General features: G+C 61.3%; 21 protein-coding genes and 2 tRNA genes. 5 read left to right on the top strand and 18 right to left on the bottom strand.

The features are described 5' to 3' along the window. Positions 1-2: 2 nt before the first annotated feature. From AC1RT4_RS26930 to rluD, 5 genes are all read right to left on the bottom strand, one after another. Positions 3-76: transfer RNA gene (locus AC1RT4_RS26930), tRNA-Pro, on the bottom strand. Between the two features lie 9 nt (positions 77-85). Next, positions 86-161 (bottom strand) — tRNA-Asn (locus tag AC1RT4_RS26925). Between the two features lie 298 nt (positions 162-459). Next, on the bottom strand, positions 460-3,024 hold the full coding sequence (clpB, locus tag AC1RT4_RS26920) for an ATP-dependent chaperone ClpB (RefSeq protein ID WP_102716614.1): 2,565 nt from the start codon (positions 3,022-3,024) through the stop codon (positions 460-462). 129 nt (positions 3,025-3,153) lie between these two features. Beyond that, the gene (pgeF, locus tag AC1RT4_RS26915) at positions 3,154-3,876 is read right to left on the bottom strand and encodes a peptidoglycan editing factor PgeF (protein ID WP_493089083.1); all 723 of its coding nucleotides are present in this window, start codon (positions 3,874-3,876) and stop codon (positions 3,154-3,156) included. After that, complete coding sequence (gene rluD / locus AC1RT4_RS26910; RefSeq protein WP_085747728.1) at positions 3,873-4,835, bottom strand: 23S rRNA pseudouridine(1911/1915/1917) synthase RluD; 963 nt, start codon at positions 4,833-4,835, stop codon at positions 3,873-3,875. The genes pgeF and rluD overlap by 4 nt, the downstream gene beginning before the upstream one ends. Before the next feature lie 152 nt (positions 4,836-4,987). Here rluD and AC1RT4_RS26905 point away from each other — a divergent pair, with 152 nt between their 5' ends. The 4 genes from AC1RT4_RS26905 (at position 4,988) to AC1RT4_RS26890 (ending at position 9,285) form a co-directional block, all read left to right on the top strand. Further along, positions 4,988-6,004 (top strand): outer membrane protein assembly factor BamD, encoded by a 1,017-nt coding sequence (locus tag AC1RT4_RS26905; protein WP_127799984.1) that lies wholly within the window; start codon positions 4,988-4,990, stop codon positions 6,002-6,004. Between the two features lie 125 nt (positions 6,005-6,129). Then, positions 6,130-6,363 carry a PP0621 family protein gene (locus tag AC1RT4_RS26900; protein WP_115079251.1) on the top strand — a complete coding sequence of 78 codons (234 nt, stop codon included), beginning with the start codon at positions 6,130-6,132 and terminating at the stop codon, positions 6,361-6,363. Continuing rightward, complete coding sequence (locus AC1RT4_RS26895; protein WP_493089087.1) at positions 6,353-7,942, top strand: sensor histidine kinase; 1,590 nt, start codon at positions 6,353-6,355, stop codon at positions 7,940-7,942. Before AC1RT4_RS26900 ends, AC1RT4_RS26895 begins: the two co-directional genes overlap by 11 nt. Further along, positions 7,939-9,285, top strand: a complete 1,347-nt coding sequence (locus tag AC1RT4_RS26890; RefSeq protein ID WP_493089080.1) for a sigma-54-dependent transcriptional regulator — start codon at positions 7,939-7,941, stop codon at positions 9,283-9,285. Before AC1RT4_RS26895 ends, AC1RT4_RS26890 begins: the two co-directional genes overlap by 4 nt. A 48-nt stretch (positions 9,286-9,333) precedes the next feature. On the opposite strand, the gene thiO is transcribed toward AC1RT4_RS26890, so the two are convergent. Genes thiO through AC1RT4_RS26855 form a run of 7 tightly spaced genes read right to left on the bottom strand, consistent with a single transcriptional unit; the run spans position 9,334 to position 16,107 of the window. After that, positions 9,334-10,434: a glycine oxidase ThiO gene (thiO, locus tag AC1RT4_RS26885; protein ID WP_493089078.1), complete on the bottom strand. Its 1,101-nt coding sequence runs from the start codon at positions 10,432-10,434 to the stop codon at positions 9,334-9,336. A 57-nt stretch (positions 10,435-10,491) separates the two neighbouring features. Next, positions 10,492-10,893 (bottom strand): type IV pilin protein, encoded by a 402-nt coding sequence (locus tag AC1RT4_RS26880; RefSeq protein ID WP_039771691.1) that lies wholly within the window; start codon positions 10,891-10,893, stop codon positions 10,492-10,494. Positions 10,894-10,908: 15 nt separating this feature from the next. Continuing rightward, positions 10,909-14,001: a pilus assembly protein gene (locus AC1RT4_RS26875; protein ID WP_493089075.1), complete on the bottom strand. Its 3,093-nt coding sequence runs from the start codon at positions 13,999-14,001 to the stop codon at positions 10,909-10,911. After that, positions 13,988-14,467 (bottom strand): pilus assembly PilX family protein, encoded by a 480-nt coding sequence (locus AC1RT4_RS26870; protein WP_085747720.1) that lies wholly within the window; start codon positions 14,465-14,467, stop codon positions 13,988-13,990. Before AC1RT4_RS26870 ends, AC1RT4_RS26875 begins: the two co-directional genes overlap by 14 nt. Before the next feature lie 10 nt (positions 14,468-14,477). Then, complete coding sequence (locus AC1RT4_RS26865; RefSeq protein ID WP_493089073.1) at positions 14,478-15,191, bottom strand: PilW family protein; 714 nt, start codon at positions 15,189-15,191, stop codon at positions 14,478-14,480. Further along, a complete protein-coding gene (gene pilV / locus AC1RT4_RS26860; RefSeq protein ID WP_007959555.1) occupies positions 15,188-15,637 on the bottom strand; it encodes a type IV pilus modification protein PilV in 450 nt (149 codons plus the stop codon). The genes AC1RT4_RS26865 and pilV overlap by 4 nt, the downstream gene beginning before the upstream one ends. After that, positions 15,634-16,107 carry a GspH/FimT family pseudopilin gene (locus AC1RT4_RS26855; RefSeq protein ID WP_192562450.1) on the bottom strand — a complete coding sequence of 158 codons (474 nt, stop codon included), beginning with the start codon at positions 16,105-16,107 and terminating at the stop codon, positions 15,634-15,636. The genes pilV and AC1RT4_RS26855 overlap by 4 nt, the downstream gene beginning before the upstream one ends. Positions 16,108-16,234: 127 nt before the next feature. Between AC1RT4_RS26855 and AC1RT4_RS26850 the strand changes: the two genes are divergently transcribed. After that, on the top strand, positions 16,235-16,789 hold the full coding sequence (locus AC1RT4_RS26850) for a GspH/FimT family pseudopilin (protein WP_493089070.1): 555 nt from the start codon (positions 16,235-16,237) through the stop codon (positions 16,787-16,789). On the opposite strand, the gene ispH is transcribed toward AC1RT4_RS26850, so the two are convergent. The 6 genes from ispH to murJ form a co-directional block, all read right to left on the bottom strand. Continuing rightward, positions 16,761-17,705 carry a 4-hydroxy-3-methylbut-2-enyl diphosphate reductase gene (ispH, locus tag AC1RT4_RS26845; RefSeq protein WP_007959549.1) on the bottom strand — a complete coding sequence of 315 codons (945 nt, stop codon included), beginning with the start codon at positions 17,703-17,705 and terminating at the stop codon, positions 16,761-16,763. The two genes, AC1RT4_RS26850 and ispH, sit on opposite strands and share 29 nt — an antisense overlap. Before the next feature lie 75 nt (positions 17,706-17,780). Then, positions 17,781-18,218 carry an FKBP-type peptidyl-prolyl cis-trans isomerase gene (fkpB, locus tag AC1RT4_RS26840; RefSeq protein WP_170928297.1) on the bottom strand — a complete coding sequence of 146 codons (438 nt, stop codon included), beginning with the start codon at positions 18,216-18,218 and terminating at the stop codon, positions 17,781-17,783. A gap of 7 nt (positions 18,219-18,225) precedes the next feature. Beyond that, positions 18,226-18,738, bottom strand: coding sequence for a signal peptidase II (gene lspA, locus AC1RT4_RS26835; RefSeq protein ID WP_074691487.1), 513 nt, complete (start codon positions 18,736-18,738; stop codon positions 18,226-18,228). Continuing rightward, positions 18,731-21,562, bottom strand: coding sequence for an isoleucine--tRNA ligase (gene ileS, locus AC1RT4_RS26830; RefSeq protein ID WP_493089066.1), 2,832 nt, complete (start codon positions 21,560-21,562; stop codon positions 18,731-18,733). The genes lspA and ileS overlap by 8 nt, the downstream gene beginning before the upstream one ends. Before the next feature lie 13 nt (positions 21,563-21,575). Further along, positions 21,576-22,514 (bottom strand): bifunctional riboflavin kinase/FAD synthetase, encoded by a 939-nt coding sequence (gene ribF / locus AC1RT4_RS26825; RefSeq protein ID WP_007959537.1) that lies wholly within the window; start codon positions 22,512-22,514, stop codon positions 21,576-21,578. 129 nt (positions 22,515-22,643) lie between these two features. After that, the gene (murJ, locus tag AC1RT4_RS26820; protein ID WP_273897781.1) at positions 22,644-24,182 is read right to left on the bottom strand and encodes a murein biosynthesis integral membrane protein MurJ; all 1,539 of its coding nucleotides are present in this window, start codon (positions 24,180-24,182) and stop codon (positions 22,644-22,646) included. Positions 24,183-24,237: the final 55 nt, after the last annotated feature.

Raw genomic sequence — 24,237 nt, 5'->3', positions numbered from 1 at the left:
GGTCGGGGTAAGGGGATTCGAACTCCTGACATCCTGCTCCCAAAGCAGGCGCGCTACCGGACTGCGCTATACCCCGGCTTGAAATTGGCTCCGTGACCAGGACTCGAACCTGGGACCCAATGATTAACAGTCATTTGCTCTACCGACTGAGCTATCACGGAACTACATATTTCAATTTACAACGGTGAAACTTGCAGCTTCCAGACATCGTTTTCGCATCGCTGCGTTCGTGTGTCTGAGGCGCGCTATTCTACAACCTAGAACACCTCTGTCAACCCCCTAAATTGCTTTCAAGTTAATGATTTGCAACTTATTTCAGATTTCTGCCCAGTGAGCTGAAACCGTGTTGGTGACTGACTGCGGGGCGCACTTTACAAGCCTTTTCCTTTGAGTTCAACAGCCTGGCGAAAAAAAAGGCCTCGCAGTGCGAGGCCTTCATTACTTCATCACCGTCGAGCGTCAGTTGAACGTGATCTCGTCGTTCTCCACGACGCCGGTCGCGGTCTCGCCCGGCATGAAGCGTCCCGACAGGATCAACTGCGCCAGCGGGTTCTCGATCCAGCGCTGGATCGCCCGCTTCAGCGGCCGTGCGCCATAGACCGGGTCGTAACCGACGGCAATCAGCTTGTCCATCGCTTCCGGGCTCAGTTCCAGCTTCAGCTCGCGCTCGGCCAGACGGCTGCGCAGACGGCCCAGCTGGATCTCGGTAATGCCCGCGATCTGATCCCGCGCCAATGGCTCGAAGATCACCACTTCGTCGACCCGGTTGATGAACTCCGGACGGAAGTGGGTGGAAATCGCATCCATCACCGCTGCCCGTTGTGCTTCACGATCGCCTACCAGTTCCTGGATCTGCATCGAGCCGAGGTTGGAGGTCATGACGATCACGGTATTGCGGAAATCCACCGTACGGCCGTGGCTGTCGGTCAGACGACCATCCTCCAGCACCTGCAGCAGGATGTTGAACACGTCCGGGTGCGCCTTCTCGACCTCGTCCAGCAGGATCACCGAGTAAGGCTTGCGCCGTACCGCTTCGGTCAGGTAACCACCCTCTTCGTAGCCGACGTAGCCCGGTGGCGCACCGATCAGCCGAGCCACGGAATGTTTCTCCATGAACTCGGACATGTCGATTCGCACCATCGCCTCTTCCGTATCGAAGAGGAATTCGGCCAGCGCCTTGCACAGCTCGGTTTTACCGACACCGGTCGGGCCGAGGAACATGAACGAGCCGCTCGGGCGATTCGGATCGGACAACCCGGCACGGGAACGCCGCACCGCGTTGGCCACGGCAACCACTGCTTCGTCCTGGCCGATCACGCGTTGATGCAACAGGCTTTCCATCTTCATCAGCTTGTCGCGCTCGCCTTCGAGCATTTTCGACACTGGAATGCCGGTCCACTTCGAAACGACTTCGGCGATTTCCTCTTCGGTCACCTTGCTGCGCAGCAACTGGTTTTCGCTCTTGCCGTGCTGGTCGACCATTTGCAGGCTGCGTTCCAGATCCGGGATCACCCCATACTGCAACTCCGCCATGCGGTTCAGGTCACCTTTACGGCGCGCGGCTTCCAGTTCCTGACGGGACTGTTCGATCTTCTGCTGAATCTGTGCAGAACCCTGCACCTCTGCTTTTTCCGAGTTCCAGATTTCTTCCAGATCCGAATACTCCCGCTCGTGGCGGACGATTTCTTCCTGAAGTTTTTCCAGACGTTTGATCGCCGCTTCGTCGCTTTCTTTCTTCAGGGCCTGGGATTCAACTTTGAGTTGAATCAGGCGCCGCTCCAGACGATCCAGCACTTCCGGCTTGGAGTCGATCTCCATGCGGATGCGGCTGGCCGCTTCGTCGATCAGGTCGATCGCCTTGTCCGGCAACTGCCGGTCAGTGATGTAGCGATGGCTGAGCTTGGCCGCCGCGATGATCGCGCCGTCGGTGATCGCCACCTTGTGGTGAACCTCGTAACGCTCCTTGAGGCCACGCAGGATCGCGATGGTGTCTTCTTCGCTCGGCTCGTCCACCAGCACTTTCTGGAAGCGCCGCTCGAGGGCCGCGTCCTTCTCTATATATTGGCGGTACTCGTTGAGCGTGGTCGCGCCGACGCAATGCAGTTCACCACGCGCCAGCGCCGGTTTGAGCATGTTGCCGGCGTCCATCGAGCCTTCGCCCTTGCCGGCGCCGACCATGGTGTGCAGTTCGTCGATGAACAGAATGATCTGCCCTTCCTGCTTCGACAGCTCGTTGAGCAGCGCTTTCAGGCGTTCTTCGAACTCGCCGCGATACTTGGCTCCGGCAATCAGCGCACCCATATCGAGGGACAGCAGACGCTTGCCGCGCAGGCCATCCGGCACTTCGCCGTTGATGATGCGCTGGGCCAGACCTTCGGCAATCGCGGTTTTACCCACGCCAGGCTCGCCGATCAGCACCGGGTTGTTCTTGGTGCGGCGTTGCAGAACTTGAATGGTGCGACGGATCTCGTCGTCACGGCCGATCACCGGATCGAGCTTGCCTTCTTCGGCGCGTTTGGTCAGGTCGACGGTGTACTTATCCAGTGCCTGACGCGATTCTTCGTGGTTGGCGTCGTTAACGGCTTCGCCACCGCGCAGGTTGTTGATCGCATTCTCCAGCGCCTTTTTGCTCACGCCCTGGCCGAGCAGCAACTTGCCAAGCTTGCTGTTCTCGTCCATCGCGGCGAGCAGCACCAGCTCGCTGGAAATGAACTGGTCGCCCTTCTGCTGGGCCAGACGGTCGGCCTGGTTGAGCAGACGCGCCAGATCCTGCGACATGTTCACGTCGCCGGTCGGGTTCTGGATTTTCGGTAGTTGATCGAGCTCTTTGGTCAGCTCTTTACGCAAGCTGTTGACGTCGAAGCCCACCTGCATCAACAGGGGTTTGATCGAACCACCCTGCTGTTCAAGCATGGCTTGCATCAAATGCGCCGGCTCGATGGCCGGATGATCGTGGCCGACAGCCAGGGATTGGGCATCGGACAACGCCAACTGCAATTTGCTGGTTAAACGGTCTATACGCATGGGTCACCTTCCTTTTGAGCAGGCCGGACCTAAAAACCATCCTGAATAAAGAAACCTGCCAGATACCGCTATAGATGCGGTCGATTCTGGAAGATTCAAGCGTGGGACAGTTGATGCAGATCAGACAGTTTAGCGGGTGAGCCAAACCAGGGAGGCAAAGCGACCGGTGCGCGATGCACGGCGATAAGAGAAGAAGCGCGGATCGGTCACGGTACAGAAACCGCCACCATAAACAGCGGTGACACCACGAACCGCCAGACGCAGCCGCGCCAGCTTATAGATGTCGGCCATGAACTTGCCGGCGTTGTGGCTCGGGACAAAGGCTGTCTCGGCTTCGGGCAATTGATTGATGAAGACTTCCCGGACTTCCGGACCGACTTCGAAGGCTTGCGGGCCGATGGCCGGGCCGAGCCAGACCAGAACGTCTTCGGCGGGCACATCCAGACTGTCGAGGGTGGCTTCCAGCACGCCGGCCGCCAATCCACGCCAACCGGCATGAGCCGCCGCGACGCGAGTACCGGCACGGTCGCAGAACAGCGCCGGCAGGCAGTCGGCAGTCATCGCCGCACACGCGATACCGGGTGTTGCCGTCCAGCTGGCATCCGCCGTGGCCACCACGGATGGATCCGCCTGCGCCACGGCAATCCCGTGCACTTGCTGCAACCAGGCAGGCTTTATAGAGAAGTGTTCGGTCAGGCGCCGACGGTTTTCGGCGACGGCCTCAGGGCGGTCATCGACGTGATCGCCCAGATTGAGGCTGTCGAACGGCGCCTCGCTGACGCCGCCCTCGCGGGTGGTGACACAGGCCTTGACGCTGGCCGGCGCGGGCCAGTCCGGCGTCAGCCAGTTCATCCGATGAATGCCTCGCGATCCTGCTTGAGCAGAGTCAGCAGCCAGACCAGATCTTCCGGCAGCGGCGATTCCCAGCTCATGCGCTCACCGGTGGTCGGGTGATCCAGCTCAAGGAACCGCGCATGCAGGGCCTGACGCGGGAAGTGCTTGAGGGATTCGACCATGGTCTGGCTCGCGGCCGGCGGAATGCGGAAACGACCGCCGTACGCCGGGTCGCCGACCAACGGGAAGTTGATGTGCGCCATGTGCACGCGAATCTGGTGAGTACGACCGGTTTCCAGCTTCACCCGTACGTGGGTGTGGGAACGGAAGCGCTCCAGCACGCGGTAGTGGCTGACGGCAGGCTTGCCACCTTCCATCACCGCCATACGCTGACGCTGCTGGCCGTGGCGGCCGATCGGGGCGTTGATCTTGCCACCGGCCGTCACCACGCCGATCACGATGCACTCGTAGATCCGGCTGACGCTACGGCTTTGCAGCTGGGCGACCAGTTTGGTCTGCGCCTGAATGGTCTTGGCCACCACCATCAGACCGGTGGTGTCCTTGTCCAGTCGATGCACGATACCGGCGCGCGGGACATTGATGATGTCCGGCACGTGGTGCAACAAGGCGTTGAGCAAGGTGCCATCAGCGTGACCGGCAGCCGGGTGCACCACCAGGCCCGCAGGCTTGTTGATCACCAGAATGTCGTCGTCTTCATAGACGATGTCGAGTTCGATGTCCTGAGCGACCCATTCACCCTGGGCCTCCTGCTCGGCAGTGAGCTCAAGGATGGCACCACCATGAACGATGTCGCGCGGGCGGATGACCGCCCCGTCCACAGTCAGGCGACCTTCTTTGATCCAGGCGGAAAGGCGCGAGCGCGAGTGCTCGGCGAAGAGTTGGGCGGCGACTTGATCGAGGCGTTGGCCGCCCAATTCGGACGGCACCTCTGCGCGAAGTTCAATTTTATCGGACATGCTCGGACTGGGCGTCGGCTACAGCCTTTGGTTTCGGCTGCGCGCTTGTGGTTAAATACGGCGTCTTTTGCCCCGGGGCTTTTCAACGGGGCGCTCATCATAACAGGACGGCCCCGCCCAAGACAGCGGCCGTCATAGGGACGCAAGCCGCCATGCAAGTGAAACACCTGCTGCTGATCGCCATCCTCGCATTGACCGCTGCTTGCTCATCGAAGGAAGTCGTAGACGAAAACCTGAGTGAAGCCGAGCTGTACCAGCAGGCTCAACAGGACCTGGACAACAACAGCTACACCAGCGCCACAGCCAAGCTGAAGGCTCTGGAGTCGCGTTATCCGTTCGGTCGCTACGCCGATCAGGCGCAGCTGGAACTGATCTACGCCAACTACAAGAACGCCGAGCCGGAAGCTGCAAAATCCGCCGCCGAGCGTTTCATTCGTCTGCATCCGCAGCACCCGAACGTGGATTACGCCTACTACCTGAAGGGCCTGACCTCGTTCGACCAGGACGTCGGCCTGCTGGCGCGCTTCCTGCCGCTGGACATGACCAAGCGTGACCCGGGTGCCGCCCGCGACTCCTACAACGAGTTCGCCCAGCTGACCAGCCGCTACCCGAACAGCCGCTACGCGCCGGACGCCAAGCAGCGCATGATCTACCTGCGCAACCTGCTGGCTGCCTACGAAATCCACGTGGCCGACTACTACCTGACCCGTCAGGCCTATGTCGCTGCCGCCAACCGTGGTCGTTACGTAGTGGAAAACTTCCAGGAAACCCCATCGGTCGGTGACGGCCTGGCGGTGATGACCGAAGCCTATCAGCGTCTGCACCTGGACGATCTGGCGGCCACCAGCCTGGAAACCCTGAAGCTCAACTACCCGAACCACCCGACTCTGCAGGACGGCCAGTTCGTACCTCGGGTTGCCGAAGCCGACAACCGTTCGTTCCTGAGCAAGGCCACTCTGGGCCTGATCGAATCCCGTCCGCCGCTGCCGCCGGGAGAGACCCGCGCCAACCAGGACGTGCAAAAGCAGTTCCAGGACGCGAAAGACGCGATCCCGAACGAGCTCAAGCCGAAAGACGAAAACGGCGACGTGATCGAAGAGCCGGAACCGGAGTCGAGCGACAGCGACCGTTCCATCTTCAGCTACATGACCTTCGGTCTGTTCGACTGATCACTTCGGTGATGCCAAAAAGGGAGATCTTCGGATCTCCCTTTTTATTGCGGCGTGTGATTGGGCTGTGCGCTTGTCGGGTCCTTGGCTAAACTGCCGAATCACTAGCCGAAAAGCCGCCCATCATGCTTCGTTTACTGTTCTGGATTGCCTTGATCGCCGCTGCTGTCTGGTTGTGGCGCAAATTCAAGGCCCCCGCCTCGTCCGCCCGATCGCCTCGCGAACAGGATGCCGCGCCGATGGTGCGCTGCGCCCACTGCGGCGTACATCTGCCTCGCGACCGCGCGCTGAACCTTCAACAACAGTGGTATTGCAGCCAGGCTCACCTTGAGCAAGGCCCCGGTTCCAGTGATCGCTGAGGCCGACAACGCCGACAGCAAACAGGCCCAGCGACTGCTGCGCCTCTATCATCTGTACCGTTTGAGTGTCGGCATCACCCTGGTGTTGCTGATCTCCAGCAACATGGACAACCGCCTGCTGACCTCAGCCAACGACGAGTTGCTGCGCAATGGCAGCTGGTTGTACCTGGTGCTGAACATCCTGCTGGTGGTGTTCCTCGAGAATATCCGCCGCCCGGCCCAGTTGTTCGGCCTGGCACTGGTCGACGTTCTGCTGCTGTGCGGCGTGTTCTACGCGGCGGGCGGCGTGGCCAGTGCGATCGGCAACCTGCTGATCGTTTCGGTAGCCATCAGCAACACCTTGCTGCGACGACGTATCGGCCTGCTGATCGCCGCCGTCGCCACCCTCGGCATCGTCGGGCTCAGCTTTCTGCTGAGCTTCAGCCATCCCCTGAGCGCCAACGACTATCTGCAGGCCGGCACCCTAGGCGCCTTGTGCTTTGCCGCCTCGCTGCTGGTGCAAGGGTTGATCCGTCGTCTCGAAGTCAGTGAGAACCTGGCCGAGCTGCGCGCCAGCGAGGTGGTGGGGCTCGAAGCCCTCAACGCGCTGATCCTGCAACGCATGCGCACCGGCATTCTGGTGCTCGACGAACAGCGCCGGGTGCAACTGGCCAACCACAGTGCCAAAACCCTGCTGGGCCAAACCCACCTTGAAGGCAACCTGATCGACGAGCACTCGAGCGCGTTGGTCGAACGCCTGCAACTGTGGCTGAACAACCCGACCCTGCGCCCGCAAAGCCTGAAAATCGCCGGCAACGGCCTGGAGCTGCAGCCGAGTTTCATCGCCCTGGAACAGAGCCCGAACCGCCAGACCCTGGTGTTTCTCGAAGACCTCGCCCAGATCGCCCAACAGGCCCAGCAATTGAAACTGGCCGCGCTGGGCCGGCTGACCGCCGGTATCGCCCATGAAATCCGCAATCCGCTGGGCGCCATCAGTCATGCCGCACAGCTGTTGCAGGAATCCGAGGAACTCGACGGCGCGGATCGGCGTCTGACGCAGATCATTCAAGACCACTCCCAGCGCATGAACCGAGTCATCGAAAACGTCCTGCAACTGTCCCGCCGCCAGCAGAGCGCACCGCAACGGCTGGATCTCAAGCCGTGGCTGGAGCAGTTCGTCAGCGAGAGCCGCGAACAGGCCGGCGAGCGCCAGCACATTCACCTGCACATCGGCCCGGGGGATTTCCGCACGTTGATGGATCCCGGCCAACTCACGCAGATTCTCGACAATCTGTTACGCAATGGCTGGCGCCACAGTGCCCTTTTGCACGATCCGGCCGAGGTCTGGCTGACACTGTTGATCGACCCCGAGAGCACGCTGGCCGTGCTCGAAGTGCAGGACAACGGCCCCGGCGTGCCGCTGGATCAGCAGGCCCACCTGTTCGAACCATTCTTTACCACCAGCAGCCAGGGCACCGGCCTTGGGCTTTATCTGTCCCGTGAGCTGTGCGAAAGCAATCAAGCGCGCCTAGACTTCAAATCACGCCAAGGCGGCGGCTGCTTTCGCATCACCTTTGCTCACGGACGGAAACAAAGTTGAACACGAGCCCACGGCAAAAAATCCTCATCGTCGACGACGAGCCGGATATCCGCGAACTCCTGGAAATTACCCTGGGACGGATGAAACTCGACACCTTCAGCGCACGCAATCTCGCAGAAGCCCAAGCACTGCTGCACCGCGAGACCTTCGACCTGTGCCTGACCGACATGCGCCTGCCCGACGGCACCGGCCTGGAGCTGGTGCAGCACATTCAGCAACGTTATCCACAACTGCCGGTGGCGATGATCACCGCCTATGGCAGCCTGGAAACGGCGATCAACGCCCTGAAAGCCGGGGCTTTCGACTTCCTGACCAAACCGGTGGACCTGACACGCCTGCGCGAGCTGGTTGGCTCGGCGTTGCGCATGCCGGCGCCGGGCAATGTCTGCACTTCGATCGACCGGCGGCTGCTCGGCGATTCACCACCGATGCGCAATCTGCGCAAGCAGATCGACAAACTGGCCCGCAGCCAGGCGCCGGTCTACATCAGCGGCGAGTCCGGCAGTGGCAAGGAGCTGGTGGCCCGATTGATTCATGAACAGGGCCCGCGCGCCAGCCAGCCATTCGTGCCGGTGAACTGCGGGGCGATTCCGTCCGAGTTGATGGAAAGCGAGTTCTTCGGCCACCGCAAAGGCAGTTTCAGCGGCGCGGTGGAGGATAAACCGGGGCTGTTTCAGGCGGCCCATGGCGGCACGCTGTTTCTCGATGAAGTGGCGGACCTGCCGCTGCCGATGCAGGTCAAGCTGCTGCGGGCGATCCAGGAAAAAGCCGTGCGCAGCGTCGGCGGTCAACAGGAAACCGTGGTCGATGTGCGCATCCTTTGCGCGACACACAAGGACCTCGATGCGGAAGTCGCCGCCGAGCGTTTCCGTCAGGATCTGTATTACCGGCTGAACGTGATCGAACTGCGCGTACCGTCCCTGCGCGAACGTCGCGAGGACATCGAAGCACTGGCCGGACACATGCTCAAGCGCCTGGCCAATGGCACCGGGCAACCTGCGGCACGCCTTCATCCCCATGCCCTCGAGGCGCTGAAAAACTACCGTTTTCCGGGCAACGTGAGGGAACTGGAGAACGTGCTCGAGCGGGCGCACACCCTGTGTGAAAACCGCACGATTGAGGCCGAGGACTTACGTTTGAGTGAAGGTAATGGCACCGCAGAAGGTGGCATTGCCGATCTCACGCAGATCGACAACCTGGAAGACTATCTGGAAAGCGTCGAGCGCAAACTGATTTTGCAGGCGCTGGAGGAGACTCGCTGGAATCGCACGGCGGCAGCGCAGCGGTTGCGTCTGTCGTTTAGGTCGATGCGCTACAGGCTCAAGAAACTGGGTCTGGATTGAACATTCAAAGAACGCAGCCTGTGCCGGCTGCGTTCGTTTGATATGGCTTCAGATCCGTCCGGCCGGTGCATACGGCGCCGGATCAATGATCGGCGCGCGCCCCAGCATCACATCGGCAAACAACTGACAGGACGCCGGCGCCAGCACCAGCCCGTTGCGGTAATGCCCGCAGTTCAGCCACAGACCGTCAAACCCCGGAACCCGGCCAATGTAAGGAATGCCTTCCGGTGAACCCGGTCGCAGCCCGGCCCAGTGCCCTACCACTTCGGCATCGGCCAATGCTGGCAGCAACTCGACCGCCGAGGCCTTGAGGCTTTCCAGCGCGTTGTCCGTCGGGGTCTTGTCGAAACCTTCGTGCTCCAGCGTACTGCCGATCAGAATGTGCCCGTCGCGGCGCGGAATCGCGTATCGCCCCTTGGCCAGCACCATGCTCGGCAGGAAATCCGCCGCGCATTTGTAGAGAATCATCTGGCCCTTTACCGGCTCAACCGGCAGCGACAGGTTCAAGGTCTTGAGCAGTTCGCCGCTCCACGCACCTGCGGTGAGAACCACCTGATCGCCAGCGATCACACCAGTGGAAGTCTGCACACCCACCACCCGCCCGCCTTCACGGACAAACCCGCTGACTTCACAATGCTCATGAATCGTCACGTTCGGCAGCGCCTGCAACGCCGCTTTCAAAGACTTCACCAGCCGAGGATTGCGCACGTTGGCCACATCAGCCATGTAGATCGCCCGAGAAAACCCGCCACCGAGCACCGGCACCGCATCATGTGCCGCCGAGATATCCACAGCCCGCAGCGGGCGGTTTTCCCGCTCGGCCCACGCCAGCGCTTCGGCTTCGTCATCCAGATCCAGCCAGTACAGGCCGGTTGTGTGTACTTCGGGGTCGACCCCGGTATCGGCAAACAGTCGCTCGCCCAGCTGTGGATAAAAATCCTGCGACCAGTGCGCCAGCGCGGTGACGGCCGGGCTGTAGCGCCACGGGTACAGCGGAGAGACAATACCGCCGCCGGCCCAGGACGACTCCTGGCCGACGTTCGAACGATCCAGCAGCACCACGCTGCCGACCTCGGAGGCGAGGTTGTACGCAGTGAGCAGGCCAATCACCCCGCCACCGACAATCACCACTTGCTGTTGCCTGGTCATGTTTGATCCAACCGTAAAAAAGACAGTGGGCGCAAAAGGCGCCCGAAATAAAGCGGCTCAGCGGCCCCAGCAATCCTTGGTGGTCAGCCCGGTGGTCGCGTTGTTCATGCTTCTGACACCGGTATTGGTGAGGGTGAAATCCCCGCACTTGTCAGTGGCCATGGCCGTGCCGGTCTTGCGGGTCGCGGTCAGCAGGAAGGTCTGATCGGTGATCGTCGGCGTGATGGTGTAGAAATCGTTGCCGGTGCTCAACCCGGTGACACCGGTGTAGACGTTATTCTTCGAATAGAAGCGTTCGAGGATCTGTGCCTGTTCCGACAAATTGCTGACTACGTCGGCACGGCGGCCCTTCTTCACGTATTCGGTGAGGCTCGGATAGCCGATGGTGATGACGATACCGATGATCGCAATCACGATCATGATTTCGATCAGGGTGAAACCTCGGTTGGATCTGCGCATGCCTCGAACTCTCGCTTACTGAATTTGCCGCCACATGATACGACGGCTACCGCCGCCGGATTTTTCCACCAGGGTGGTGATACCGCCACTGGAATCGTTCACGACCTTGCGTGATGCACCGTTGACGATGGCGTTCAGGGTCGGGATACCGCCGGTGAACACCACGCCGCTGGAAATCGTGTCGTTGCTGTCGACCACGCCATCGGCGTTGGTGTCGAGCACCGCGTAGTTGAGCATCTTACCGCTGAACGCATCGAGTTCGATCAGTTTGCCGGTACCGAAACTGGAACACGGGTCGGTGGTATCGACACTGGCCGTGGTAAACACGATACGTCCCAACACCAGACTGGCCTGGTTGATCACCCGCTCGCCAGTCAATGCGTTGTTGTACACCAGCGGCAGGTACCAGCCCTTCTCCGCCGGGTAAATCGTATCGTTCTGGCTGGTGGTGACGAACTGCCCGGAACTGCCGGAGAACACCCCGGTAATCGCCTGCGCCTGCAAACTGCTGACCGTGATCTGGCCCGACCCGCCATCGGCGTCCCACACCGAATAGAACGCCTGCAAATCCTTGTTGGTCTTGTCGGCGGTTTCGTTGAATTTACCGGTGCCGACGAAAATCTGTTTGCCGCCCAGAGCGTTGTCCGCCAGCAGCGGTTGCGCGGTGATCGGCTGAGTCGCCCCGCCGGCCGTGGTGAACAGCGGCTTGCCGGAAAACGCCACGCCCCAGCTGTCGGACGAAGTGGCACTCAGGTCGAACTTCCACAACCGTCCCTTCAAGTCACCGCCATACGCGGCCTGCACCACGTTCTGCGAATTGACCCGCAGCTTCACCGAGGACAAACCGTTGGTGGTTTCCGTACTGTCGATGACGATTTTCTTGATCAACGAGCCGTCACGTACATCCAGAACATACAGCGCCGCCACCCCGGAGTTGCTGCCGTAACCGTTGGCAATGAACGCCGCCCAGCGACCATCGGCCAAGCGTGCCACTTCCGGACGGGCATAGGCGTAACCCAGATCATTGAAAGCGTTGGAAGTGCTGGCAGTGGCCGGCGCGCTGACTTCCCACAAGGCGCGGATAACGTTGCCCGCCGAGGCGTCGAACAGTTGAAGCCCATAGAAAGTCTTGCCGCCCGCCCCCGTACCGCCGATGGCCAGGGTTTTCCAGGCCGTGCCGAATTGCGCATCGAACACACCGATCTGACCATCCACCAGAAACTTGTGGCTGACGCCGTTGACGTAGTTCGGATCGGCAATCAGGCGCAGCGAGGGCAATACGCTGGACGGCATGTAGGCATAGCGCCGGGTACCGTTGGCCGAGTTGATGACGCTGACAAAACCGTCGTTGGCGTTCACCACCAGGCTGGCATTCATGTTCGAGGCCTTGGTGGTCAGGTAGGTGCTGTAGGTGGTGTCACCGGCCAGATCGGAGGCGGTTTTTTCCGTGGGTGAGGCCAGCACCAACGGCGAGTTGATGATGTCCCCAAGCAACACGCCGCGCACTTTGAGCCCGGTCTTGTTGGTGCCCTTGCTCCATTCGACCAGATCGATGCCGCTGATGCCGGTGGGTAAACCCTGGCTGAGAACGGTCTGCTGGGCCGGGGAGAAGTTGCCGTAGGCCAGCGTCACCGCCGCGTTGTTCAGGGAGTTCCACGACTGGTAGGTCGGCGCAGTGGCGCCGGGCACGATGGCTGTGTCAGTGGTCCACAATACCGCCGAAGTATTGACCGCCCCGGCCGAGTTGAAGCCAAAGGACTTGATCGTGCCGCGCCAGTCCTTGGGGTCATAACTGGTCTGGAAATAACTGGTGCCGCTCGCCAGCGTCGTGCCGCTGGCGACACCGCTGCCGCCGGAGCCGGCCTTGGAGGTGATGTCGCTCAACGCCGAAGACAACGCGGCATTCAGGCCGGCGCTGTCGGTCGCCTGGTAGTAGCGGCCCTGTCCGTAATCGGCGGCGTCCGAGAGCATGTCGTTGGAAGCGGTGAAACCCACGGTGTAGGTGTTCATGTTCTGCCTGGGAAAGTCCACGGCATTCCAGCTCTTGCCCGCCGCGTCGGTGCCGGAGGAACGCATGTCGATGTCGAAGGCGAACTTGGCGATATCGTCCAGGTACAGCGTATCGCCCTCCCCGTCCCCGTTCAGGTTGTTCCCGTCATTGTTGATGCCGTCCCAGTTCGGCAAGCGGCTGCCGCCCAGCGGGTCATTGTTCGGAAAGGTGCGGTCGTAGGTAGGCAAACCATCGGTGATGACCACGCCGTAGTTTTTCTGGCAGCGATACTGGATCGGGCTGGTGTAGGTGCTCGGCGTGCTGTTGTAGTAAGGCGCCATCCCGCGCATGTAGCGGGTGATTTCGTAATAGGTCTCGGCCAGCGGCGTGTTGGCCACCGCGCTCAAACCGTTGATCGACGAAATCAGTGCGTTGTAGTTGGTGTCGGCCTGGGCCTGGGTCACGCTGCCGCTGACCGGTGACAGATCGCTGATGGAGCGCGCGATGAAACCGCCGTTGCCGGGGTTGTTGCTGGTGGCCGGGTTGAAAGTGGCCAGGCCCATGCGCAGGTTGCGGTTGCTGGTGACCAGTGCGGTGGAAACGTTGCGCGCCACGTTGATCCGGTAATCGTTGGGAATCGCCCCGGTGGTGAAGTCGCGCGTGCCGTTGTTGATCGCCAGACTCACCACGTAGGAAATGTAATCCGCCGAGTAGCGGGTGTTGCCGCTGCCCACCGGATCCGGCAGTTTCAGGCAGAGCGGCGTCAGGCTGTTGTTGTAGAACGCATAGGCGCCGCCGGAGCAGCCGGAGGTCGGCAGGCTCGAGAGAAAGATCGTATCGCCGGTAATGGCGGTCGAGCTCAGGCACAGGCCGATGACCGCGTTGCACTGGCGGGCTGCCGTGCGATCCACGGTCGGATCAAATCCTGTCGCGTAAATGATGCTGTTCATGCTGCCGGAGTCGTCGATCATCAACATGACGTTCGGTGACACGGCAGCCGCGCTCAACAGCGGCGAATCGGACGGCGTGAAAGCAAACGCCGGTGCAGCCAGATAAAGCCCGGTCAGCATGCCGAGCAGCAGCGACAGCCACTTGAAGCGTCGCTCAATACTTCGCATAGACACTCTCCACCACACTGCGAGAAGTGCCGGCGATGCCGACGGCCGTGACCCGGTACAAGGTCGCCGAAGTGTTGCTCGGCACGTTCACCGCCGTCAGGGTCGTGCCGATGTTCTGTACTCCGTAAAACCCGCTGCCGGCGGCGATCCAGGTCACGCCCGACGTGGAGTTGAGCCCCGCCGCGCTGACCACCGAGGATTCCGCCGGCGGCGCACATTGAGTGGTGCTGGCGCACACCGCCAGCGCGTAGCCGTCCAGTTGCACCGCGCTTTCGCCGATGCGCAGCGCCGCCTCGGCAGTCTGAAACGATTGATTGCGCAGGCTCACGCTGCCGGCCATTTTTTCCTGCAGGTTGGCGCTTTGCATCGATGACAGGCCGATCACCGTCAGGAGCAGCAGAAACACCAGGCTGACCAGCAACACCATGCCGCCCTGGGACCGTCGCCGATGGAGAGAAACGTTCATCGTTCGCCCCTCACTGCAAGCGGTTGCGCAAGGCGGCAACCACGTTGAAGGTTTGATTGCGGACCCGATTGTTCGGGTCAGTGAGGGTCAGGCTCAGGCGTACGCTACGGATCCGCGCCGGATCACCGGGGTTGGCGCTGTAGGTGGACGCCGCGACGTCGGTCGCGGAACTCGCCAGACCAAACATCACGGTGAACGCACTGACGTTGTTCACCAGCACCTGCTGGGCCGGGTTACCGCTGCCGGTGCCCATCAGAATCTGGTTGTTGCTGAAGCTGTAGACCAGCCGACGGATCGGGAACGCGATCTGTCCCGTCGCCGCCACTCGCGCGCCGGTATAAGCGGTGGCGCTGTTGCGGCAATCGGAGACCACAGTCCAGGTCGGCGTCCCGCCCGCACTGCCGACATCGGCGGTGACCAGGGTCAGTTTGAGGTTGGCGTTGTCCCAACTGATCGGCGTGATCTGGGCCGCATTGAAATCTCCCGCCGAGCTGGAATCGGTAATCGTGCCCAGGCAGCCGAACATGCCCACCATGCGCAGTTCCTGAATCATCTTGCTCAGCACGAACCGCGCATCTTCCTGCATGGCGGCGGCGCTGTTCTGGCTGACGTAGGTGTTTTTCGCCGCCAGGAAAATCTGCACTACGCCGAGCACCACGATCAGCCCCAGCGCCAGGGCGACCAGCATTTCGATCAGGCCGAAGCCCAGATTCTGGCGCTTCATGGCGTGGCCACCGGATCGACCGCAGCGCGGCTGGTCAGGACAAAGCTGCGGGGCGCACTGCTCGTATTGGCGGCCCGCGCGTCACTCCAGGTGATGGTGATGGTGTATACGCGCTGATTGAGGGTGATGCTGCCGGTGGCAGTGGGTCCGCCGAAATTGACGATGTTGGTGGTGAAGTCGTAGAGATCCTGATCCCGGGCGACACTCAGATTGCCCGTGGTCGGCGGTGTGACGGTGTAGTCGGCGCCCGAGTTGGCGCGAATCCGGTCCATCATGTCGTAGGCGATGAAACTCGCCTGGCTGGTCATGCGCGAGCTGTCGGTGTACTTCAGCGCATTGAGCTGAACCGCTGCCGCGCCCAGCAACCCGACTGTCAGAATCAGTAACGCGACCAGCACTTCAATCAGCGTCATGCCCTCCTGTGCGTGCTTGCTCCCTGCCCTCATCCGCAATTTCCACCCAATTGAATTCGTCCGTTCAGACACACGTTCAGCGTCCTGCTTTGCGTTCCCAGCGTGTAACTGATGACCACCGCCGTGGACGGTGCCGCCAGCCCGCCCAGGTTGTTGAAATCCAGTGCGGTCACTCCAGAGGGTAGCGTCAGAGTCGCGCCGCTGCTCATCGCTGGAACAACCCGCAATACATTGGCCGGAGTGCCAGTACTGTCGTAGACCGACAGTTCGCCGGTCCAGACACTGCCGCCGGCACTCGGCCGTAGACGAGTGGTGATGCCCCGGTTGATCGCCTCGAGCCTTGCGTAATTGAGGGCCCGTTGCAGGTCGCCGACCTCGGTGTCGGCCTTGCTGCCCTGCACCGAACGAGTGAACGCCGGCACTGCCATCGTGATCAGGATCACAAACACCGCGACCGCCACCAGCAGCTCGATCAGCGTGAAACCTTTTGTACGATGATCCATCGATGCCCTCCGTTGCCGTCGGCTATACCTGTACAAACCTAGAACATTCGACTGGCATGCGCCGGTTGATTTACCGCGAACGGCGCACGGATTGCGCCGCTGTGCACAATCCAGGGAGGACGCGCACATGCCGCAACAGGGTTTCAGTCTGGTCGAACTGCTTATGGGACTGGCGATCGGCGCAATTGTTCTGTCGCTGGTCAGCCCGGCGCTGGCGGACTTCACCGAATCAAACCGACGGCAGCAGGCCGCGCAGTCTTTGCTCGACGGGATTCGTAATGCCCGGACCATGGCCATCACGCGCAACCAGAGCGTGGTGATTCATGGGATCAACGGTGATTGGGGCCAGGGCTGGCGGATCATTCTGGATATCAGCGGAAAGGGACCGGGGGATGCCGATAATCCATTGCTGAGCGAGCAGGCGAGTGATGGAAAGATACCGATTGTCGGCAACTGGCTGGTGAGCCGGTACATACGCTTCAGCAGCCTGGGCCAGCCATTGGTGCCGGACCGGAAGTTTCAGGCGGGGACGTTACATCTATGCTCGGCTCGCGAGCCGGTCAGCCAGCTTCAAGTTGTACTGGCGGCGACCGGCCGCGTACGCCTGACCAGCCAAAAGGCTGAACAGGCGCTGTGCCGAAAGGATAAAGCGATCAGATCGAGCGAACGCGCAGCTCTTTAGGCATCGAGAACGTGATGTTCTCCTCACGCCCGGCCAGTTCGTCGGCACCGGTGGCGCCCCAGGCCTGCAACTGCTGGATCACGCCACGCACCAGGACTTCCGGAGCGGAGGCGCCGGCGGTGATGCCGATACGCTCGACACCGTCGAACCAGCTTTTTTGCAGGTCTTCGGCGCCATCGATCAGGTAGGCCGGCGTGGCCATGCGTTCGGCCAGCTCACGCAGGCGGTTGGAGTTGGAGCTGTTCGGGCTGCCCACCACCAACACCACGTCGCATTCGTCGGCCAGTTGCTTGACCGCGTCCTGACGGTTCTGGGTGGCGTAGCAGATATCGTCCTTGCGCGGCCCGCCAATGGCCGGGAAACGCGTACGCAGCGCATCGATGACACGGCTGGTGTCATCCATGGACAGCGTGGTCTGGGTGACGAAGGCCAGCTTGTCCGGGTTATGTACCTGCAACTCGGCGACATCCTTCTCGTCTTCGACGAGGTAGATCGCGCCGCCATTGCTGGCGTCGTACTGGCCCATGGTGCCTTCGACCTCCGGGTGACCGGCGTGGCCGATCAGGATGCACTCACGGCCGTCGCGGCTGTATTTCGCGACTTCGATGTGCACCTTGGTCACCAGCGGGCAGGTGGCGTCGAATACTTTCAGGCCACGGCCGGCGGCTTCGGTACGCACGGCTTGCGAGACGCCGTGGGCACTGAAGATCACGATCACGTCGTCCGGCACCTGATCGAGTTCTTCGACGAAGATCGCGCCACGACTGCGCAGGTCTTCGACCACGAACTTGTTGTGCACCACTTCGTGACGCACATAGATCGGCGGCCCGAAGACCTCCAGGGCGCGGTTGACGATTTCGATCGCCCGGTCCACGCCGGCGCAGAAGCCACGGGGGTTGGCGAGTTTGATTTGCATGCGGTGCCTCGTGTCTTGCGCGCGAAAGATTGGATCATTACAGGAGCCGGTCAGCCGGCTCCTGCAGAACAGCGATTACAGCGCTTTGACGGAGAAGATTTCCACGTCAAAGGTCAGCGTCTTGCCGGCCAGCGGGTGGTTGAAGTCGACAGTCACTTGCGCGTCGTCGAACTCTTTCACCACACCCGGCAGCTCAGTATTGGCCGCATCGTTGAAGATCACCAGCAGACCCGGCGACAGCTCCATGTCCGCAAACTGCGAACGCGGGATGATCTGTACGTTTTGCGGGTTCGGCTGGCCGAAGGCGTTTTCCGGCTCGACGGTCAGCGTACGCTTGTCGCCGGCCTTGAAACCGAACAGCGCCGCCTCGAAGCCCGGCAGCAGGTTGCCGTCGCCGACCTTGAAGGTCGCCGGGGCCTTGTCGAAAGTGCTGTCGACCGTGTCGCCGTTCTCCAGGCGCAATGCAAAGTGCAAGGTGACTTCCGTGTTCTGGCCGATGCGTTGCTCAGCCAATACCTGTTCAGTCATGAACGGTTTCTCCGGATTTCTTGGTTTTGAACATGTCCAGTGCCAGCATCACCGCGCCAACGGTGATGGCGCTGTCGGCGAAGTTGAACGCCGGGAAGTACCAGCGGTTCTGCCAGTGCACCAGAATGAAGTCGATCACATGGCCCAGGGCAATGCGGTCATACAGATTGCCCAGTGCGCCGCCAAGAACCAGCGCCAGCGCAATGGCCAGCCAGGTTTCATTGCGGCCCAGGCGCTTGAGCCAGACTACCAGCACCGCACTGACCGCAATCGCGATCAGGGCGAACAGCCAGCGCTGCCAGCCTGAGCTGTCCGCGAGGAAGCTGAAGGCAGCGCCGGTGTTGTAGGCCAGGGTCCAGCTGAAGTAATCAGGGATGATCACGATCTGCTGGAACATCTCGAGCTTGCCTTCGAAGTAGAACTTGCTGGCCTGGTCGATGACCAGAACCAGCAAGCTCAACCAGAGCCAGCTCAGCCGTCCGAAACGGCCAACGGCATTAGGCATAGTGACGAACCTCGCCAGCGCCATCGATGTTGTCCACGCAACGGCCGCAGATTTCCGGATGTTCCGGGTTCACGCCGACGTCTTCACGGCAGTGCCAGCAACGGGCACATTTCGCGAAGGCGGACTTGACGATCTTCAGCTTCAGACCGCTGACTTCGGTGGCCACAGCATCGGCCGGGGCCTGCACGAACGGCGCAACAGTGGCAGTCGAAGTGATCAGGACAAAGCGCAGCTCGTTGCTCAATTTGGCCAGGTCGGCGGTCAGCGCGTCTTCGGCGAACAGCGTCACTTCGGCTTGCAGGTTGCCACCGACGGCCTTGGCCGCGCGCTGGATTTCCATTTCTTTGTTGACCGCAACCTTCACTTCCATGATGCGATCCCAGTACTCGCGACCCAGTTCGAAGCCTTCCGGCAACTCGGTCAGGCCTTCGTACCAGGTGTTGAGCATCACCGATTCGTTGCGCTCGCCCGGCAGGTATTGCCACAGCTCGTCGGCGGTGAACGCCAGGATCGGCGCGATCCAGCGCACCAGCGCTTCGGAGATGTGGAACAGCGCGGTCTGGCACGAACGACGGGCCTTGCTGTCGGCGCCGGTGGTGTACTGGCGATCCTTGATGATGTCCAGATAGAAACCACCCAGCTCCTGCACGCAGAAGTTGTGGATCTTCGAGTAGACGTTCCAGAAACGGTATTCGCCGTAGTGTTCTTGCAGCTCGCGTTGCAGCAGCAGGGTGCGATCCACCGCCCAGCGATCCAGCGCCAGCATGTCTTCGGCCGGCAGCAGGTCGGTGGCCGGGTTGAAACCGGTCAGGTTGGAAAGCAGGAAGCGTGCGGTGTTACGGATACGACGATAGGCGTCCGCACTGCGCTGCAGGATCTGCTCGGACACGGCCATTTCGCCGGAGTAGTCGGTCGAAGCGACCCACAGACGCATGATGTCGGCGCCCAGGGTGTCGTTGACTTTCTGCGGCGCGATCACGTTGCCCAGGGACTTGGACATCTTGCGGCCGGACTCGTCCACGGTGAAACCGTGGGTCAGCAGCTCGCGATACGGCGCGTGGTTGTCGATGGCGCAACCGGTCAGCAAGGACGAGTGGAACCAGCCACGGTGCTGGTCCGAACCTTCCAGGTACAGGTCGGCGCGCGGGCCGGCCTCGTGGCCCATCGGGTGCGAACCGCGCAGGACGTGCCAGTGCGTGGTGCCCGAGTCGAACCAGACGTCGAGGGTGTCGCTGATCTTGTCGTACTGCGGCGCTTCATCGCCCAGAAGTTCGGCAGCGTCGAGTTTGAACCAGGCTTCGATGCCTTCGACTTCAACGCGCTTGGCGACTTCTTCCATCAGCTCGACGGTGCGTGGGTGCAACTCGCCGCTTTCCTTGTTCAGGAAGAACGGGATCGGCACGCCCCAGTTGCGCTGACGGGAGATGCACCAGTCCGGACGGTTGGCGATCATCGAGTGCAGGCGCGCCTGGCCCCAGGCCGGGACGAACTTGGTGTCTTCGATGGCTTTGAGCGAGCGTACGCGCAGGGTGTCGCCGCTGACTGGCTCTTTGTCCATGCCGATGAACCACTGCGCGGTGGCGCGGTAGATCAGCGGGGTCTTGTGGCGCCAGCAGTGCATGTAGCTGTGTTCGATGACGGTGGTGTGCAGCAGCGCACCGACTTCGGTGAGTTTTTCGACGATGGCCGGGTTGGCCTTCCAGATGAACTGGCCGCCGAAGAACTCCAGCGACGGCACGTAGACGCCGTTGCTCTGCACCGGGTTGAGGATGTCGTCGTTGACCATGCCGTATTTCTTGCAGGTCACGAAGTCGTCCACGCCGTAGGCCGGGGCGGAGTGAACCACGCCGGTGCCGGCGCCCAGTTCGACGTAGTCGGCCAGGTACACTGGCGACAGACGGTCGTAGAACGGGTGACGGAAATTGATCAGTTCCAGCGCCGAACCCGGTGCGGTGGCCAACACGGAGCCTTCGACGCCGTAACGGGTCAGGCAGGATTCGACCAGCTCTTCAGCCAGCACCAGCAGCTTGTCGCCGATGTCGACCAGGGCGTAGGTGAATTCCGGGTGAACGTTCAGCGCCTGGTTGGCCGGGATGGTCCACGGGGTGGTGGTCCAGATCACGATCGAGGCAGGTTTGCTCAGCGACGGCAGACCGAACGCGGCGGCCAGTTTGGCCTCGTCAGCGATCGGGAACGCTACGTCGATGGTCGAGGACTTCTTGTTCTCGTACTCGACTTCCGCTTCGGCCAGGGCCGAACCGCAATCGAAGCACCAGTTCACAGGCTTCAGGCCCTTGAACACGAAACCGCCCTTGACGATTTCGGCGAGGGCGCGGATTTCGCCGGCCTCGTTCTTGAAGTCCATGGTCTTGTACGGGTTGGCGAAGTCACCCAGCACGCCGAGACGGATGAATTCGGACTTCTGCCCTTCGATCTGCTCGGTGGCGTAGGCACGGCACAGTTCGCGGGTCTTGTCCGCGCCCAGGTTCTTGCCGTGGGTCACTTCAACCTTGTGCTCGATCGGCAGGCCGTGACAATCCCAGCCCGGGACATACGGCGCGTCGAAGCCCGACAGGGTCTTCGAGCGGATGATCATGTCCTTGAGAATCTTGTTCAGTGCGTGACCGATGTGGATCGTACCGTTGGCGTACGGAGGGCCGTCGTGCAGGACGAACTTCGGACGATCCTTGCCAATCTCGCGCAACTTTCCGTACAGGCCAATACTGTCCCAGCGCTGCAGGATCTGCGGTTCGCGCTGTGGCAGGCCGGCCTTCATTGGGAAGGCGGTGTCCGGAAGGTTTAGCGTGGCTTTATAGTCGGTCATTTAAGGCTCTTCATTAGCGATGGGCGCTAGGTGCGGCTAGTGCACGGGCGGCGGCGACATCCGCGCTGATCGCCGTTTTCAATGCCTCCAGGGAGGCGAAACGCTGCTCTTCACGCAGCTTCTGGTGGAAAACCACCGTCAAACGCCGGTCATACAGATCGCCGGCAAAATCTAAAAGATGGACTTCAAGGTGGGCCTTGCCATCACCTTGCACCGTGGGCCGCACGCCGATATTGGCGACGCCGGGCCAGGTCTTGCCGTCGATGTCGACGTCGACCAGGTAAACCCCGGTGAACGGCACGCGACGGCGTTTCAGTTGAATGTTCGCCGTGGGCGTACCCAGTTGGCGGGCCAGTTTCTGGCCATGCAGCACGCGTCCGGCGATCCGGTACGGGCGACCCAGCAGACGTTCAGCCAACGCGAAATCGGCAGCGGCCAACGCGTTGCGCACCTGAGTGCTGCTGACGCGGATGCCGTCCAGCTCGACGGTTTGCGCAGCTTCCACGGTAAAACCGTGGACCTGCCCGGCCTGCAACAGGAAATCGAAATCGCCGAGACGGTCGCAACCGAAGCGGAAATCGTCACCGACCTCCAGATGCTGCACGCCGAGGCCATCGACCAGGATGGTATCGACGAATTCGCTGGCGCTGAGCTTGCTCAAGCGCTGGTTGAAGGCCAGGCACAGAACCCGGTCGACGCCTTCGGCGGCCAGCAGTTGCAGTTTGTCGCGCAACCGGGCCAGACGTGCCGGCGCGGTCTCCGGGGCAAAGAATTCCCGTGGCTGCGGCTCGAAAATCACCACGCAGCTGGGTACGCCCAACTCGAGCGCACGCTCACGCAGTCGGGCCAGAATGGCCTGGTGACCACGGTGAACACCGTCAAAGTTGCCAATAGTGGCGACGCAGCCCCGATGCTGGGGGCGCAGATTGTGGAGGCCTCGAACCAGCTGCATAACGCGCTTCTTGCTCATAAAGTGGCCGATTATAACCACACCCGACGGCCGACGACAGGCAACACCGTAACCCAAAGTGATCGAGCCGACAAAACTGCCGGCTCGCGCCCGTCTTTCAAGGATGAAACCTCAGCTCAACGCCTTGCGGTTGAAGTCGCGCAGGCGGAAACCGAGCAACAGCAACATGCCGAAATAAGCGACCACACCGGCAACCACCAACGCACCCAGACGCAGGAAGCGCTCAAGCATGTGGCCCTGGTCCCACGCGGGCATGAAATGCATGCCGATCAACAGCACCGCCGACATCACCGCCACCGCAACCACCAGCTTGAAACCGAACTTCAGCCAGCCCGGTTGCGGTTGATACATCTGCTGTTTGCGCAGTTGATAGAACAGCAGCCCGGCGTTCAGGCAGGCACCGGCGCTGATCGCCAGTGCCAGACCGGCATGCGCCAGAGGGCCGATCAACACCAGGTTGAACAGCTGCGTGACCACCAGGGTGAAGATTGCGATTTTTACCGGCGTACGGATGTTTTGTTGCGCATAGAAGCCTGGCGCCAGCACTTTGATCACGATGATCCCGAGCAGACCGACAGAATAGGCAATCAACGCCCGCTGAGTCATCTCCGCGTCAAACCCGCTGAACTGGCCGTACTGGAACAGCGAAACGGTCAACGGCTCGGCCAGGATCCCCAGCGCCAGCGCGCACGGCAGCACCAGCACGAAGCACAGGCGCAGGCCCCAGTCGAGAATCCGCGAATATTCGTGGCGATCCTTGCTGGCGTAGGTCTTGGCCAATGTCGGCAGCAGGATCGTGCCCAGCGCCACACCGAGCACACCGGACGGCAGCTCCATCAAACGGTCGGCGTAATACATCCACGACACCGAGCCCGCCACCAGAAACGAGGCAAAAATGGTGTTGATGATCAGCGAAATCTGGCTGACCGAGACGCCGATGATCGCCGGCAACATCTGTTTCATCACCCGCCAGACGCCGGTATCGCGCAGATTCAGGCGCGGCAGCACCAGCATGCCGATCTTTTTCAGGTGCGGCAGTTGATAGAGCAACTGCGCGAGGCCACCGACCAGCACTGCCCAGCCCAGGGCCATGACCGGTGGATCGAAGTACGGCGTCAGGAACAGCGAAAACACGATCATGCTGACGTTGAGCAGGGTCGGCACGAATGCCGGAACCGAGAAACGGTTCCAGGTATTGAGGATCGCACCGGCCAGCGAGGAGAGGGAGATCAGCAATATATAGGGGAAGGTCACTCGCAGCAGGTCGGAGGTCAGCTGGAATTTTTCCGGCGTATCGGTGAAACCCGGCGCCGTGGCCCAGATCACCCAGGGCGCGGCGATCATGCCGAGCGCGGTGACCAGCGCCAGTACCAGCGTCAGCAGGCCGGAAACGTAGGCAATAAAGGTGCGGGTCGCCTCTTCGCCCTTCTGGCTTTTGTATTCGGCCAGGATCGGCACAAAAGCCTGGGAGAACGCCCCCTCGGCGAAGATCCTGCGCAGCAGATTGGGCAGTTTGAAGGCGATAAAGAAGGCGTCGGTCGCCATTCCGGCGCCGAAAGTGCGGGCGATGAGCGTGTCGCGAACAAACCCGAGAATCCGGGAAAGCATCGTGATAGAGCTGACGGCGGCCAACGATTTGAGCAGATTCATTGAAGGAATGTGTGCCTGTCGATAAACAGCAGGCGAATAACGCGCCCACTTGTGC

The sequence above is a fragment of the Pseudomonas sp. GW821-FHT11D10 genome (genome assembly GCF_058808435.1).
Note: the sequence above shows the minus strand (reverse complement) of the source record. Positions and strands in the feature narration are given on the sequence as shown.

Bases quoted from the DNA above. Each gene is read 5' to 3' on its own strand.
- AC1RT4_RS26875 (WP_493089075.1), bottom strand. From the start codon at position 14,001: ATGCGAAGTATTGAGCGACGCTTCAAGTGGCTGTCGCTGCTGCTCGGC.
- AC1RT4_RS26880 (WP_039771691.1), bottom strand. From the start codon at position 10,893: ATGCGCAGATCCAACCGAGGTTTCACCCTGATCGAAATCATGATCGTG.
- AC1RT4_RS26870 (WP_085747720.1), bottom strand. From the start codon at position 14,467: ATGAACGTTTCTCTCCATCGGCGACGGTCCCAGGGCGGCATGGTGTTG.
- clpB (WP_102716614.1), bottom strand. From the start codon at position 3,024: ATGCGTATAGACCGTTTAACCAGCAAATTGCAGTTGGCGTTGTCCGAT.
- lspA (WP_074691487.1), bottom strand. From the start codon at position 18,738: ATGCCTAATGCCGTTGGCCGTTTCGGACGGCTGAGCTGGCTCTGGTTG.
- AC1RT4_RS26865 (WP_493089073.1), bottom strand. From the start codon at position 15,191: ATGAAGCGCCAGAATCTGGGCTTCGGCCTGATCGAAATGCTGGTCGCC.
- thiO (WP_493089078.1), bottom strand. From the start codon at position 10,434: ATGACCAGGCAACAGCAAGTGGTGATTGTCGGTGGCGGGGTGATTGGC.
- ispH (WP_007959549.1), bottom strand. From the start codon at position 17,705: ATGCAAATCAAACTCGCCAACCCCCGTGGCTTCTGCGCCGGCGTGGAC.
- AC1RT4_RS26855 (WP_192562450.1), bottom strand. From the start codon at position 16,107: ATGGATCATCGTACAAAAGGTTTCACGCTGATCGAGCTGCTGGTGGCG.
- AC1RT4_RS26850 (WP_493089070.1), top strand. From the start codon at position 16,235: ATGCCGCAACAGGGTTTCAGTCTGGTCGAACTGCTTATGGGACTGGCG.
- ribF (WP_007959537.1), bottom strand. From the start codon at position 22,514: ATGCAGCTGGTTCGAGGCCTCCACAATCTGCGCCCCCAGCATCGGGGC.
- rluD (WP_085747728.1), bottom strand. From the start codon at position 4,835: ATGTCCGATAAAATTGAACTTCGCGCAGAGGTGCCGTCCGAATTGGGC.
- murJ (WP_273897781.1), bottom strand. From the start codon at position 24,182: ATGAATCTGCTCAAATCGTTGGCCGCCGTCAGCTCTATCACGATGCTT.
- AC1RT4_RS26905 (WP_127799984.1), top strand. From the start codon at position 4,988: ATGCAAGTGAAACACCTGCTGCTGATCGCCATCCTCGCATTGACCGCT.
- pilV (WP_007959555.1), bottom strand. From the start codon at position 15,637: ATGAGGGCAGGGAGCAAGCACGCACAGGAGGGCATGACGCTGATTGAA.
- ileS (WP_493089066.1), bottom strand. From the start codon at position 21,562: ATGACCGACTATAAAGCCACGCTAAACCTTCCGGACACCGCCTTCCCA.
- AC1RT4_RS26900 (WP_115079251.1), top strand. From the start codon at position 6,130: ATGCTTCGTTTACTGTTCTGGATTGCCTTGATCGCCGCTGCTGTCTGG.
- pgeF (WP_493089083.1), bottom strand. From the start codon at position 3,876: ATGAACTGGCTGACGCCGGACTGGCCCGCGCCGGCCAGCGTCAAGGCC.